Origin of the sequence: Streptomyces sp. NPDC001714 (genome assembly GCF_042892755.1) — a bacterium.
Classification (GTDB): Bacteria; Actinomycetota; Actinomycetes; order Streptomycetales; family Streptomycetaceae; genus Streptomyces.
In genome coordinates this window covers 214,936-229,494 of sequence record NZ_JBIAUL010000009.1, presented here as the reverse complement: position 1 = coordinate 229,494, position 14,559 = coordinate 214,936, and the positions used below count along the sequence as shown (strand labels likewise).

Sequence of the window (14,559 nt, the reverse complement as noted above, 5' to 3'; positions counted from 1 at the left end):
TGGGCGCGACCAGCCACACTCGGCCCGCAGCCTCAGACGCACCCCAGGCATCACTCGCGCTTGTAAACAGGCGTCCGCTTCTCCGCGAACGCACGCGCCCCTTCCTTCGCATCGGCCGTATCGAAGATCGGCCACCCCCGCTTGAGTTCGGCGGCCAGCCCGTCCGCCTCCGTCATCTCCGCGGTCTCGTACACCGACGCCTTGACCGCCTCGACCGCCAACGGCCCGCACGCGTTGATCTGTTCGGCGATCTCCAGCGCCTTCTCGAGCGCCGAGCCGTCCGGCACGACATGCCCGACGAGCCCGATCTCCACCGCCTCCCGTGCGCTGTACGGCCGCCCGGTGAGCAGCATCTCCAGAGCGTGCGTGCGCGGAATCTGCCGCTGGAGCCGCACCGTGGAGCCACCGATCGGAAAGAGCCCCCGCCGGACCTCGAAGAGTCCGAACGTCGCGGACTCGCCCGCCACCCGGATGTCGGTGCCCTGGAGGATCTCGGTGCCGCCCGCGACACAGTGGCCCTCGACGGCGGCGATCACGGGTTTGCGCGGGCGATGATGGCGGAGCATCGCCTTCCAGTGCAGGTCGGGGTCGGCCTTCAGCCGGTCCCGCAGGTGCTCGCCCGCCATGTCCTGCCCGGCCAGCGCCTTGAGGTCCATCCCGGCGCAGAAGGCGCCCCCCGCCCCCGTGAGCACGACCGAGCGGACGTCGTCGTCCTCGTCGGCCTCGATCCAGCCGTCGTACAGGCCGACGAGCATGGAGATCGAGAGCGCGTTCTTCGCCTCGGGCCTGTTGAGCGTGAGTACGAGTGTGGCGCCCTCGCGCCGCACGGTGAGGTGTTCCGTCCCACCCATGGACCGTCTCCCCTCTGGAAGGGATCGTCCCCCCTCCACCAGAACGAGAACAGGTTGCAGTAGCAGGGGAGGCACTTCAAGGGTTTTCTGACAGGCAGTCAGATTTCTTCGCGTGAACCCTTCACACTTGCCGCGCCCTTTGCTCTGATGACCGGCGAACGGACAGGTGCGCCTTTCTTCGTCACGGTTGCCGGGATCAGGAGGAGCGGTGGAGTACAACCTTGCCGATCTGTTCGAGTCGGTCGTCGACGTGGCCGCCGACCGCGAGGCACTCGTGTACGTCGACCACCCCGGCACGGGTGCGGAGCGCCGGCTGACCTACGCGGAGCTGGACGCCGCCGCCAACCGCATCGGTCACCATCTGATCGGCAGCGGGATCAGGCCCGGCGAGCATCTCGGCCTGCACCTCTACAACGGCGTCGAGTACCTGCAGACGGTGCTCGGCTGCCTGAAGGCACGGGTCGTACCGGTCAACGTCAACTACCGGTATGTGGAAGAGGAGTTGGTGTACCTCTACCGGGACGCGGATCTGGTCGCGCTGGTCTTCGACGCGGAGTTCGACGACCGGGTGGCGGCGGCCCTGCCCCGGACGCCGAGGCTGCGGCACCTGGTGCGGGTGGGTGAGCCGGTGGACGCGGGGCTCAAGGCCCTCGCCTTCACGGAGGCCGAGGCCGCCGGGTCGCCCGGGCGGGGGTTTCCCGCACGGTCGGCGGACGACCAGTTCATCATCTACACCGGTGGCACCACCGGCATGCCCAAGGGCGTGATGTGGCGTCAGGAAGACCTGTTCTTCGCGGGGTTGGGCGGTGGGGCGCCAACCGGTGAGCCGGTGAAGCGACCGGAGGAACTGGCCGAACGAGTCGCGGCGGGCGGCAGCGGGATCACCTTCTTCCCCACTCCCCCGCTGATGCACGGCACGTCCACGCTCACCAGCTTCATCGGCTTCAACTTCGGGCAACGGGTGGTGATCCACCGCAAGTTCGTACCCGAGGAGGTGCTGCGGACCGTCGAGAAGGAGAGGGTCACCAGCATGTCGCTGGTCGGCGACGCGATGCTGCGCCCGCTGATCGACGCCCTCAACGGGCCGCTGAAGGGCACCGACTGCTCCGCCCTGTTCAGCGTCTCCTCCTCCGGTGCGATCCTCTCCGAGACGGTGCGCAAGCAGTTCACCGAACTGCTGCCGAACACCATGCTGTTGAACAACTTCGGGTCCTCCGAGTCCGGCTTCAACGGCACGGCGACGAACGACTCGGGGGCGGGCAGCAAGTTCCGGGTCCGCGTGAACTCCCGTACCCAGGTGGTCGATCCGGCCACTTACGAGCCGGTGGCGGTGGGCGAGATCGGCCGGGTCGCGCAGAGCGGGCACGTCCCGCTCGGCTACTACAACGACCCGGTGAAAACCGCCGAGACGTTCTTCGAGAAGGACGGGCGGCGCTGGGTGCTCCTCGGTGACATGGCGACGGTCGACGGGGACGGTGTCGTCACCGTGCTCGGCCGGGGCTCGCAGTGCATCAACACCGGGGGCGAGAAGGTGTACCCGGAGGAGGTCGAACAGGCCCTCAAGTCGCATCCGGACGTGTACGACGCACTGGTGGCCGGAGTGCCGGACGCGAAGTGGGGCAGCCACGTGGCCGCCGTGGTGCAGTTGCGCGAGGGGGCGCCGCGACCCTCCCTGGAGGACGTCCAGTCGTACTGCCGCACCCATCTCGCGGGCTACAAGATCCCGCGCCAGTTGGTGATCGCGGAGGCGATACAGCGCTCGCCGAGCGGGAAGGCCGACTACCGGTGGGCGCGGGAGGTGGCGGTCGCGGCGGACCACTGACGACACCCGTGCGGGCAGGGACACAAGCAGGGCGTACTCTTTGCGCGCGGTTGACCCGGGCGGTTGAACGTGGGGTTACGCGCAGCCGTACGCGAGGTTGGCGGTCGTGGCCTGCGGGCCGGGTCCGCCATGCCATCACGGGGCTTCGCACGGAAGGACGTACGGGTGTCGCACCTCACGCCCCCTCGCCAGCAACTGGACACGGACGCGGACGCGCCTGCCACAGACCAGCTGGAGGAGGCATCACCCGCACCGGCAGCCGGCCCCGAGCCGAGCGCCGAGACGGACACACGCCCGACGGACGACGAACCGGCGGCCGAGCCCGAACCCGAACCCCGGGCAGCGGCCCAGGCCGAGGCGACGGGTGGCGGCGAGCGGACCGAAGCGACCGGTGACGGCGAGCGGGCCGAGGCGGCCGAGGCGGCCGCCGACTCGCCCGCCGTCGACGACCGCACCGGATCCGAGGCCGCCGAGCCCGCCCCGGCCGAGCAGACCGGAACCACCACCGAGGCCGCCGAGGCCGCCCCGGCCGAGCGGACCGGAACCACCACCGAGGCCGCCCCGGCCGTCGGCTCCGCCCGTACCGGCTGGTTCCGGCGGCGTCGGCTGCACCCCCGTGCCGCGGCCTTCGTACGCGTGGGCACGAGCGTCCTGGCCGCCGTGTTCGTGCTCGTGGCGATACTCGTGCCCGACCGCCTCGACCGGCTCGCTCTCCAGAACTTCCTCCGCCTCCCCGTCGAAGCGCTCTTCCTGGCGATCGTCCTGCTCGCACTGCCGTCGAGGGGACGGCGGATCGCGGCCGTCGGCTCGGGCGCGCTGATCGGCCTGTCCACCGTCCTGAAGTGCCTCGACATGGGCTTCTACCAGACCCTGGCCCGGCCGTTCGACCTGGTCTTCGACTGGGTTCTGCTGACCGACGCGGCGGACTGGGTGAAGGACTCGTTCGGTCACACGGGCGAGGTTCTCGCGGTGATCGGTGTGATCGTCCTGATCGTCGCCGTGCTCGTGCTCAGCGCCCTCGCGATGCTGCGGCTGGCGAACGTGATGGCCCGCCACCGGGCCGTGGCGGTACGCACCACGCTCGTTCTGGGCGTGGTGTGGATCACCTGCTTCACGCTGAGCGTGCAGTTCACCGGGGTCCCGTTCGCCACCAAGGGCTACAGCCAGTTCCTGGCCAACCGCGTGAAGTACGTGCGCGAGGGGCTGGGGGACGCCGACGTCTTCAAGAAGCAGCTCGTCGTCGACTCCTACGCGAACACTCCGTCCGACCAGCTGCTGACCGGACTCCGGGGCAAGGACGTGCTGTTCACCTTCATCGAGAGCTACGGCCGGGTGGCGATCGACGATCCGGCGATGGCGCCGGAGATGGACGCGACGCTGAAGGAGGGAGACGCCCGGCTCAAGGCGGCCGGGTTCGCGGCGCAGAGCGGCTGGCTCAGGTCACCCGTCACGGGCGCCGGCAGCTGGCTCGCCCACTCGACGTTCCTGTCCGGCCTGTGGGTCAAGAACCAGCAGCGGTACCGGACCCTGACGACCAGTGACCGTGCGACCCTCACCAGCTACTTCCAGAAGACCGGCGCCTGGCGCACGGTCGGTATCGTGCCGGGCGTGCGCGCGGCCTGGCCCGAGGGCAAGTACTTCGGCCTCGACCACATCTACGACTCCACGCACCTCGGTTACCAGGGCCCGTACTTCAGCTGGACGCCGGTGCCGGACCAGTTCAGCCTGGAGGCCTTCCAGAAGCTGGAGCACGGGAAGAAGAACCGCGACCCGATCATGGCGGAGATCATCCTGGCCTCCAGCCACAACCCCTGGTCCCCCATCGCTCACATCATCGACTGGAAGGACCTCGGCAACGGCAAGATCTTCTACAAGATCAAGGAGGAGGGCACCAACCCCACGGAGGTCTGGAAGAGCGCGCAGCGCGTGCGCACCGAGTACCGCAAGGCGATCCAGTACTCCGTCGACAGCCTGACCCAGTGGGTCCAGCGCTACGGCGACGACAACACCGTCCTCGTCTTCCTCGGCGACCACCAGCCCGTCCCGACGGTCACGGGCGGCGGCAACACCAGCAGGGACGTGCCGATCACCATCGTCGCCCGCGACCCGAAGGTCCTGGAGCGGGTCTCCGGGTGGGGCTGGACGGACGGGCTGAAGCCCGCGGACAACGCACCGGAGTGGCCCATGAACCAGTTCCGGGACCGCTTCATGAAGGCGTTCGGACCGCAGGGCTGAGTTCGTCTCAGGTGTCCGGCAGGTCTCCGGCAGGTCAGGTGTCCGGCAGGAACGCCTGGGCGGCACGCCGGGCCGGCGCGGGACGGTTCGGGGTCACACCCACCGCATACGATGTGGCGTCGATCACGCACACAGTGTCACGACGGTCGCGCGGAAGGACCTCCGGTGCCGCACCCCACGCCTGCTCAGTTGCCGGACACCGAAGGCGCGTCGACCGGGGCGCGGGGTGACGGCGGCCGGCTGCGGAGACATCCGGGTGTCGCCAGGACCGTCACGGCGGGGACGACGTTCCTGGCCGCCGCCCTGCTCCTGACCGCGCTCCTGCTGCCGAACCAGCTGGACCAGCTGAGGCCGAGGGCGTTCCTGCGCCTCCCGGCCGAGGGGATCGTCCTCTCGGCCGCGCTGCTGGTGCTGCCCGGGCGGGCGCGGCGCGTCACCGCGGCGCTGGCGGGCGCGGGGCTGGGGTTGCTGACCCTGGTGAAGTGCCTGGACATGGGCTTCTACTCGGCGTTGCAACGGCCGTTCGACCTGGTGCTCGACTGGATCCTGCTGGACGACGCGGCGGACTACGTACGGGAGTCCTTCGGCCGGACCAGTGAGGTGCTCGCGATCGCCGGGGCCCTGCTCCTCGTGGCGACCGTGCCGGCCGTGACCGTCCTCGCCCTGGTGCGGGTCGCCGAGCGGATGGCACGCCGGCGCCCGTCCGCGGGTCGTACCACCCTGGTCCTGGCCGTTGCCTGGGTCACCTGTGCCACCTTCGGCCTTCAGGCGGGCGGCGCGCCCGTCGCCTCGACGCTCGACGCCCAGCTGGTGGACGACCGTGTGCGGGCGGTCCGCGCCGGTCTGGCGGACGCGCGGGTCTTCACCGCGCAGGCCGCCGTCGACGCGTTCGAGAACACTCCGCCGGACCGGCTGCTGACGGGGCTGCGCGGCAAGGACGTGCTGTTCACGTTCGTCGAGAGTTACGGCCGTACGGCGATCGAGGACCCGGCGATGGCGCGGCAGGTCGGTGCGGTCCTCCAGGAAGGCGCCGCCGCTCTCGATGCGGCCGGTTTCGCGGCGCGCAGCGGCTGGCTGCGGTCCCCGGTGCTCGGGGCGGGCAGCTGGATGTGCCACGCCACGCTGTTGTCCGGGCTGTGGATCGACAACCAGCAGCGTTACCGCAATCTCGTCTCGGGCGACCGGACGACCCTCAACGGGTACTTCCGCAGGACGGGCGCGTGGCGCACGGTCGGCGTCGTCCCGGGCGTCCGCAAGGCCTGGCCGGAGGCCCGGTTCTTCGGCCTCGACCGCTCCTACGACGCCACGCACCTGGGCTACCGCGGCCCGTACTTCAGCTGGACGCCCGTCCCCGACCAGTTCACGCTGGAGGCCTTCGACCGCCTGGAGTACGGGAGGAAGAACCGCCGCCCGGTGATGGCGGAGATCGTCCTCGCCTCCAGCCACCAGCCCTGGGCGCCTCTCCCCCGCATGGTCGACTGGAAGGACCTCGGCGACGGCTCGGTCTTCTGGCCGATCCGGAAGGCGGGCAAGGACCCGGCGGAGGTCTGGAAGGACACGGAGCGGGTGCGCACCGAGTACCGGGTCTCGATCGAGTACTCGCTGCGCAGCCTGTTCGGGTTCATGCGGCGCCACGCCCACCGGAACACGGTCCTGGTCTTCCTCGGCGACCACCAGCCCCGCCCGGAGGTCGTCGCGGGCAGCCCGCGCCGGGACGTCCCCGTCACGATCGTCGCCCACGACCCCGCGGTCCTGGACCGGGTCTCCGGCTGGGGCTGGACACCGGGCCTCAAGCCCGCCGCCGACGCGCCGATCTGGGCGATGGACAAGTTCCGCGACCGCTTCCTGACGGCGTTCGGGCCGCAGGACCCGAGTGCGGCTCAGGCGTCAAGGAAGGCGACGGTACGGCGGACGAACCACGCGGGGTCGTCGAGCCAGGGGTAGTGAGCGGCGCCGGGCTGCACCGCGACCTCGGCGGCCGGGAAGGCCTCGGCGACGCGCCGGGCCAGGGCGGGGCTGGGTCCGCCGTCGAGTTCCCCGGCGTACACCAGGACGGGGGCGGAGAGGGCGCGCAGGGCGGTCCGGGTGGCGTCCGGGGTGAAGGCGCCCTCGGCGAAGTAGCGTTCGCCCGCCTCGAAGTTGCTCTGCTTCTCGGTGGCCGCGACATGAGCCCGGGCGGCGTCGTCCCAGCGGCCGTGGAAGAAGGGCAGGAACACCTCGTCGAACTCCCCGGTGCCCGTCAGCCACGCCTCCAGCGCGGGGAACGCCTCCTCGAACCAGGGCTCCCCAGCCCGCAGCCGGGCCGCCGCCAGCCGGTCCTCGGGGGTGGCGCCCAGACCCAGGGCCGAGGGGTTGCCGGTGATCAGTGCGAGCCGCCGCACCCGCTGCGGATGGGCCGCCGCGTACAGGATGGCCAGGCTCCCGCCGGCGGAGTGTGCCAGGAGGTCCATGTGGTCGAGCCCCATGTGGGCGCGCAACAGCTCCACGTCGTCGACCAGTCGGTCGCAGCGGTACGACGCCTGATCGGCGGGCACCTCGGAGTCGCCGGTCCCCCGCAGGTCGAGGAGGATCAGCCGCCGATGGGCGGTCAGCCCGCCGAGGTCCCCCAGGTAGCCGGAGGCCCGCATGGGGCCGCCCGGCAGCACGACGAGGGGTTCGCCCTCCCCTCGGACGTGGTAGGCGAGGCGGGTCCCGTCGGCTGCGGTGAAAGTGGGCATGGCGCTGATCTTCGGGGACGGAGGCGGCGCGTCGCAACGGAATTCGACGGGCCGGGGCCGCGTCGGTCGTGCTTCACCGGTTCAGCCGGGCCGGGGCTCTGCGGGAGCCTCGGACGCCCGGAGCCGGTTTGCTCACCCGGAACGCGAACTGGCCGCAGAACGTGAGCTTGCGGAGGTTCACCAGCGCCGTGTCCCGCTTGCTCTTGCGGGCCCAGGCATCGATCTCCGTGTTGAGCGGCGACTCCGTCCGCCAGAATCTGCCGTACTCCTGCTTCCGCGCGCCGCCGTGGTAGGTGCGCATGATCAGTGTCACGCCGTCGAGGGAGGGCCGGATCTCCTCCAGGGCGAGCCCGGCCTCCTCGACCAGCACCCGGAATCCGTACGGCGTGTAGTTCCACAGGCTGAAGGAGTGGTACGGCTCGAACTGGGAGGTGCTGCCGATGAACAGCCCGCCCGGGCGCAGCACTCTGCTCACCTCCGCGAGCAGTTCCCTGGGCCGGGCCACGTGTTCGAAGACCTGGTGGGAGTAGACGAGCGGTACCGCGTCGGAGCGGAACGGCAGGTTGACGCCGTCGAAGTAGACCACGCTGTCGCCCCCGGGCCTGCGCTGGGCGGCCTCCGGCGAATCGCGGATGTCGACCCCCACCCAGCGGACGTCGGAGTCGTGCTTGCGGAAGAGCTCGGCCGACGCGCCTCGCCCGCAGCCGAGGTCGACCACCCGGTCCGGTGCCCGCGGCGAGCTCATGGCTTCGTCGAGGTAGTAGCGGGAGGTGACCTGGCGAGCGTGGTCGTCAGGGATGCAATCGCGCATGAGTTCCCACAAGGTCGACATGTCCCCACGCTACGGAGATGCCCCTCTCTAGGCCACATCCAGGCGGGGGTTGGGGACGGCCGTCATCCCTTGGGACGAATGGGACTGGGCGGACGGCGGCACGAGGCGGCCGATGCCGGACAGGTCGCGGGCGGCCACACTGTTGCGGTCGGCGACCGTACGGCCGAGCGCGTGGTACGGCCACAGCCCCCCGGCCTGCCGGCGGCTGCTCTCGTTCCACTCCAGGGCCTCGGCGGCGCGGGCCCGGAAGAAGTTGAGCGCGTAGCCGCCGCTGTGGATCCGCAGCAGGAAGAAGCCGCCGGGGTATTCCTTGGCGGCACCGACCTCCTGCAGGGTCACCTGCGGGGCGAGCGGCACATGGGTGCGCTTGTTGCGGTGGGTGTGGCCCCCATGGTGGAGGAACACACCCGGGGCGGAGGCGTAGGCCCGGAGCATCGCGCGGGCCTGGCGGCGGCCGAGGCGCTGTGCCGGGCTCACCGGGAAGAGGGCCTCCGGGACGGTCAGTGGATGGTGGCCGAAGACGACGGTGGGCTGTTCCCGGTGGGCCCGCAACCGGCGCCGGAACCAGGAGAGCTGCTCGGCGCCGAGGCCGCCCGCGTCACCGCCGTTGCCGCGCTTGTCGTAGGTGTCGAGGCCGATGATCCGCAGTCCGGCCACGTCGTGCTCGAACCAGCCGGGCCCGTCCGGTACGCCGAACACGTGGTGGAAGGCGTCGTCCTGGCCCGCGGCGCGGTCGTGGTTGCCCCGGACGACGAAGTAGTCCCGCCGGTGGGTGCCGAAGCCGTCGAGGATCCGTCTGGCCTCCGCCAGGTCGCGCGGTCCGCCGCCGGCCGAGATGTCACCGGCGGCCAGCAGCAGCTGGGCACCGCGGCGGCGGGCCTCGTCCACCACGGCCCGGCTCATGAGTTCCGGGTAGGGGGTCTGTCCCGTCCGCTGCGCCACTCCGCGCAGAAAGGGGACCCCGGCCACGAGACCGGCGACGGTCTCGCCGATGTGCAGGTCGTTGCAGAGGGCGAGGGAGAGCAGGTGGCGGCCGGGCGGGGGTTGCGGAGTGGTGAAGGAGTAGGGGCCGCCGGGCGTGCCGAGGCCGTGGCGGGAGGTGCCGGCCGCGTTGCCGCGCACCAGGTGCAGCGCGGTGGGGGTGGCGGGCACGCCCCGGGAGCGGGCCTGGTAGTAGTACGTCTGGCCCGGCTCCAGGCCGGTGAGTTCGACGTGGTGGTGGGCCGTGGGGCGGTCCTCGCCGGCGGTGCGGTTGAGGCGGGCCGGGTGGGTGCCGTAGACGACCTCGCCCTCGGTGGCGGCGGGCAGCATCCGGCCGGAGCCGTCGTCGGTGCCGGGCAGGGCGGTGTGCCAGGTGATGACGGCGCGGTCCTCGGTGAGGGTGACCAGTTCCAGGTGGACGGCGACGAGCGAACGGGGGTGCCGGGCGCGGGGGGTGGTGCCGGAGCGGAGCAGGGCGGGTGCGAGGAGGAAGCCGGAGCGCAGCATCTCGCAGGGGCCGGGGACGCCCGCGAGCGCGCCGAGGGGGAGGGGGAGGCAGCAGCGCATGTCTGTTGTGTGCACGCCGGCGGTGAACGGCGGACGTGGTGTCGGAAGCCGCACACGGTATGGAACCAGACTTCTCGGGGCCTGGGCGGGCATTGTGCCGACGCTCACGTCCCGGGGCCTCGCGAGAGCCGCCCGGGATCCTCAGGAGGCAGGGCCGAACCGTTCCCGCAGTTCCCGCTTCAGGATCTTTCCGCTGGCGTTGCGGGGCAGCGCGTCCACGAACAGGATCCGCTTGGGTGCCTTGAAGGCGGGCAGTTTCTCCTTCACATGGGCGATCAGCCCGGCCTCGTCGATCTGCCCGCGCGCTACGACGACCGCGGTGACCGCCTCGATCCACCGCTCGTCGGGCAGGCCGATCACGGCGGCCTCGGCGACCGCCTCATGGGTGTAGAGGGCGTCCTCGACCTGCCGCGAAGCGACCAGCACGCCACCGGAGTTGATGACGTCCTTCACCCGGTCGACGATCGTGAAGTAGCCGTCTGCATCGCGCACCGCGAGGTCGCCGGAGTGGAACCAGCCGTCCCGGAAGGCCTCTTCGGTCTCCTCGGGCTTGTCCCAGTAGCCCTCGCAGAGCTGCGGTGAGCGGTAGACGATCTCGCCGGGGGTGCCGTCGGGGACGTCCTCGCCGTCCTCTCCGACCACGCGTGCCTCGACGAACAGGACGGTGCGGCCGCAGGAGTCCAGCCGCCCCTTGTGCTCCTCGGGGGCGAGCACCGTGGCGAGCGGTCCGATCTCGCTCTGCCCGAAGCAGTTGAACAGGGCGAGTTTCGGCAGCCGTTCGCGCAGTCGCTCCAGGACGGGCACCGGCATGATCGACGCCCCGTAGTAGGCCTTGCGCAGTCCGCCGAGGTCCCGGGTGGCGAAGTCGGGCCGGTTGGACAGCCCGATCCACACGGTGGGCGGCGCGAACAGGCTGTCCACGTCCCCGGCCTCGACGAGGTCGAGGAGGGTGTCGCCGTCGGGCCCGTCGAGAATGATGTTGGTCGCGCCCACCGCGAGGTAGGGCAGCAGGAACACGTGCATCTGGGCGGAGTGGTAGAGCGGCAGCGCGTGTGCGGGCCGGTCACCGGCGCTCAGGTCGAGGGCGGCGATCGCGCTCAGGTACTCGTGCACCAGCGCCCGGTGGGTCATCATCGCGCCCTTGGGCAGCGCCGTGGTCCCCGAGGTGTACAGCAGCTGCACCAGGTCCTCGGTGCGCGGTTCGGGCCCGTCGTAGGGCGCCGCGTCCGCGAGCCGGGCGAGGAGCGAGCCGTCGGCGTCCCGCAGCGGCAGCGACCGTACGCCGTCCGGGAGCCGGTCGGTGAGATCCGGGTCGGCCAGCACCAGCGAGCTGCCCGACTGGCCGACGATGTAGGCGAGGTCGTCGCCGGTCAGGTTCTGGTTGACCGGGACGTGGACCAGGCCGGCGCGGGCGCAGGCGAGGAAGGCGATCAGGTAGGCGTCGGAGTTGTGTCCGTAGGCTCCGACCCGGTCACCGCGGTCGAGGCCCTGGCCGAGCAGTACGCTCGCCGCTCGGGAGACGGCGTCGTCGAGTTCCTCGTACGTCCACCGCCGCTCGCCGTACCGAACCGCCACCCGCGCGGGGGTGCGCCGGGCGCTGCGCCGCAGCACCCCGTCCACCGTGCTGCCCTGTCCCTGCGTCATGACCCATGATCCTCCGGCCGCAACCCGGACAGGTCAAGCGACGGCGAAGGCCGGCACCGAAAACCCGGGGGTCCGCTCTGCCACCTCGCTTCCCCACCGCTCGCGGTCGGACGGCCGGATGGGGCGGTACCGCACTGAAGTGACAAGAAGGAATCACCATCGATGCGCCATGCATCAAGAGACGTACATCCCATTCGCTTTTTGCTTCAGCATGCCCCCGTGCGCCCCTTTGGAGAAAGGCTTCCGGAAACCCGGGCATGGTTGAACTGGGCAGGACTTGTCTCGGGCCGTCAGCCTCGAAGCAGGTTCGCTCATTTCACGTGTCGTACTGGGCAGGAGGTTTCCATGAACGGTGCTGTGCCCGAACAAAAACGAACGTGGACGGCAGGTACTGCTCCCGGCATATTCCCAGTCCTCGGTCACGGTATCGCCTTATACCGCCGGCCGCTGGCGTTTCTGAATTCTTTGCCCGCGTACGGGGATCTGGTCGAGATACGGCTGGGCCCCCAGCGCGCCTGGATGGTGTGCCACCCGGAACTGGCCCACGAGGTGCTCATGGACCCGCACACCTTCGACAAGGGGGGCCCGCTGTACGACAGGCTGGGCAAGCTGATGGGGGACGGACTGGTCACCTGCCGTCAGCCCGCGCACCGGGACAAGCGCAGGCTCCTGCAGCCGGCTTTCCGTCCGTCCCACGCCGCCGCGTACACGGAACTCGTCGCCGAGGAGGCCGAGTCGGTGTGCGAGGGGTGGCAGGCAGGCGGGACGGTTCCCGTCACCGAGGCGATGACGACCCTCACGACCCGCGTGATCAGCCGGGTCCTCCTCTCCGACTCACTGGACGACACGGCCTCCGCCCAGGTGCGGGACTGTCTCGCCGACGTCGTCCGCGGCCTCTTCGTCCGCACGGTCGTCCCGATCGACGCGCTGTTCCGGCTCCCGACCCCGGCCAACCGCCGCTACCGGCGCGCGCTCGCCCGCCTGCACGCCGTCATCGACGGGGTGATCGCGGAGCGCCGCCGGGGCGCCGCCCGTGACGACGTCCTGGGAACCCTGCTGGCCGCCGCCCGTACCGACCAGGAGATCCACGACCACCTGATCACCCTGCTGCTCACCGGCGCCGAGACCTCGGCCCTGTCCCTGGCCGCGGCCTTCAGCCTGCTGGCCCGCCATCCCGAGGCCGAACAGCGCCTGCACGCCGAGCTCGACACCGTCCTCCCCGGCGGCCGCAGGCCCGGCCCCGACGACCTGCCGGACCTCCTCCAGACCCGGTGCGTGGTCTCCGAGACGCTGCGCCACTCGTCCCCCGGCTGGCTCTTCACCCGCGTCGCCACCCGGGAGACGGAACTCGCCGGATGCCGGCTGCCCGCCGGAGCCACCGTGCTCTACAGCCCCTACCTCCTCCACCACGACCCGTCGTCGTTCCCCGACCCCGAACGCTTCGACCCCGACCGCTGGCTGCCGGGGCGGCCCACCGCCGGACAGCGGCGCGCGATGATGCCGTTCTCCGCGGGCAACCGCAAGTGCCTCGGCGACGAGTTCGCCATGGTGGAGGTCACCGTGGCGCTCGCGACCATCGCAGGCCGCGTGCGGCTGCGTCATCTGCCCGGGTACGTCGCACGGCCCCCTCGCCCCGCGATCACGCTGGGGCCGCGCTCGCTGGTCATGCTCGGCGAACCACGTTCGCATCGGCCGTCGGACACGTCATCGACCCGCGCACCGCTCACGCGCAGCGCGGTGTGCACCCGACAGGCACCGGATTCCCGATCGGCAGGTGACCACAGTGTCGGCAACGCGTGAGGAAGTGGCGGTCGGCGTACCGAACGGCCAGGCGGCAGCCAGTCTCAAGGACCTCATCGACACCCACCTGCACATGCCCTTCCCGTTCCGGCGCAACCCCCACGAACCGGAGGCCTCGGCCGGCGTGGAGGCATGGCTGAGTACCTGGGGTCTGACCCCCGAACCAGGTGTGGCGGCGATGATCGCCCGTACTCGCCCCGCCCAACTCGCATCCTTCACCAGCCCCGCCGTGGATCCCGGGCTCCTGCGCATCGTGGCCCAGCAGATCGCCTATCAGTTCGTCTTCGACGACCGGGCGGAGGACGTCGGCCGGCACGATCCGGCCAGGCTCGTGCCCATGCTCTGCGAGAGCATCGCGATTCTGCGGGACGGCCGGGCGCCCAGCACACCGCTCGGAGCAGCCCTGAACGACCTGTACCGGCAGGTCCGGGAACGGTGCACAGCCGGTCAGGCCGCACGATGGGCCTGGAAGAGCCGGGAATACGTGCACGGTCTGTTGTACGAAGCGGTGGTCCAGGCCCACCCCGTCGGCCTGCGCACGGGAGATTGCACCTCCATACGTTCGCTGACCGCCGGCGTCGAGCCGTTCTACCCGCTCTACGAGGCCGCGGCGTCGGACGAACTGTCCCCCGCGGAACTCCACCATCCAGCCGTGGGACGACTGAGCCGGCTCTCGTCCGACGCGGCGGTCTGGACAGCCGATCTGTTCTCGGCCGTGAAAGAACAGCGCGCGGGCGAAATGATCAACTTGGCACTGGCGTACCAGCGCGAACACCACTGCTCCCTGCAGGCCGCCGTCATCCTGGCCATCCGGCGGATCAACAGCACGATCCGTGAGTTCGAGGAACTCCACGCGGAGGTCGCACCGGCGTTGAGCCCGGCGGGCGTCGCATACCTGGATGGCATGATCGGCTGGATCCGCGGGTGCTATCACTGGTCCCGAACCGTACCCCGGTACGCGGACGTGGCGTCGGTGCCCGCCGTGACGTAGTCGAGGTATCCGACGCGCTCCCGCTATCGCTCCTGAGAGAGGTGGCGATCAGGAACTCTTACCCGGAAGACGGACATTATCCCTTCTGCAGTTCATGATTCACCCGATAGTACTCAGTC

General features: G+C 70.8%; 10 protein-coding genes. 5 read left to right on the top strand and 5 right to left on the bottom strand.

Annotated elements, in window-relative coordinates; all coding sequences use genetic code 11:
* Positions 1-50: 50 nt before the first annotated feature.
* On the bottom strand, positions 51-851 hold the full coding sequence (locus tag ACFY0P_RS24695) for a crotonase/enoyl-CoA hydratase family protein (RefSeq protein ID WP_388916865.1): 801 nt from the start codon (positions 849-851) through the stop codon (positions 51-53).
* A gap of 208 nt (positions 852-1,059) precedes the next feature.
* On the opposite strand from ACFY0P_RS24695, the gene ACFY0P_RS24690 reads away from it, so the two are divergent.
* The 3 genes from ACFY0P_RS24690 to ACFY0P_RS24680 all read left to right on the top strand — a co-directional run bounded on the left by ACFY0P_RS24690 (position 1,060) and on the right by ACFY0P_RS24680 (position 6,852).
* Positions 1,060-2,673, top strand: coding sequence for an acyl-CoA synthetase (locus ACFY0P_RS24690; RefSeq protein ID WP_388916862.1), 1,614 nt, complete (start codon positions 1,060-1,062; stop codon positions 2,671-2,673).
* Positions 2,674-2,838: 165 nt separating this feature from the next.
* Positions 2,839-4,908, top strand: a complete 2,070-nt coding sequence (locus ACFY0P_RS24685; RefSeq protein ID WP_388916859.1) for a sulfatase — start codon at positions 2,839-2,841, stop codon at positions 4,906-4,908.
* Positions 4,909-5,019: 111 nt separating this feature from the next.
* Entirely contained in the window at positions 5,020-6,852 is a 1,833-nt protein-coding gene (locus tag ACFY0P_RS24680) for a sulfatase (protein ID WP_388916856.1), read from the top strand.
* On the opposite strand, the gene ACFY0P_RS24675 is transcribed toward ACFY0P_RS24680, so the two are convergent.
* The 4 genes from ACFY0P_RS24675 to ACFY0P_RS24660 all read right to left on the bottom strand — a co-directional run bounded on the left by ACFY0P_RS24675 (position 6,789) and on the right by ACFY0P_RS24660 (position 11,649).
* The gene (locus ACFY0P_RS24675; RefSeq protein WP_388916853.1) at positions 6,789-7,625 is read right to left on the bottom strand and encodes an alpha/beta fold hydrolase; all 837 of its coding nucleotides are present in this window, start codon (positions 7,623-7,625) and stop codon (positions 6,789-6,791) included. The two genes, ACFY0P_RS24680 and ACFY0P_RS24675, sit on opposite strands and share 64 nt — an antisense overlap.
* 73 nt (positions 7,626-7,698) lie before the next feature.
* Positions 7,699-8,457, bottom strand: coding sequence for a class I SAM-dependent methyltransferase (locus ACFY0P_RS24670; protein WP_388916850.1), 759 nt, complete (start codon positions 8,455-8,457; stop codon positions 7,699-7,701).
* Positions 8,458-8,484: 27 nt separating this feature from the next.
* Positions 8,485-10,005 carry a fibronectin type III domain-containing protein gene (locus ACFY0P_RS24665; RefSeq protein ID WP_388916847.1) on the bottom strand — a complete coding sequence of 507 codons (1,521 nt, stop codon included), beginning with the start codon at positions 10,003-10,005 and terminating at the stop codon, positions 8,485-8,487.
* Between the two features lie 141 nt (positions 10,006-10,146).
* A complete protein-coding gene (locus ACFY0P_RS24660) occupies positions 10,147-11,649 on the bottom strand; it encodes an acyl-CoA synthetase (RefSeq protein WP_388916845.1) in 1,503 nt (500 codons plus the stop codon).
* Positions 11,650-11,994: 345 nt separating this feature from the next.
* Between ACFY0P_RS24660 and ACFY0P_RS24655 the strand changes: the two genes are divergently transcribed.
* A complete protein-coding gene (locus ACFY0P_RS24655) occupies positions 11,995-13,449 on the top strand; it encodes a cytochrome P450 (RefSeq protein WP_388916842.1) in 1,455 nt (484 codons plus the stop codon).
* On the top strand, positions 13,433-14,440 hold the full coding sequence (locus tag ACFY0P_RS24650; protein ID WP_388916839.1) for a (-)-alpha-amorphene synthase: 1,008 nt from the start codon (positions 13,433-13,435) through the stop codon (positions 14,438-14,440). The genes ACFY0P_RS24655 and ACFY0P_RS24650 overlap by 17 nt, the downstream gene beginning before the upstream one ends.
* Positions 14,441-14,559 lie beyond the last annotated feature (119 nt).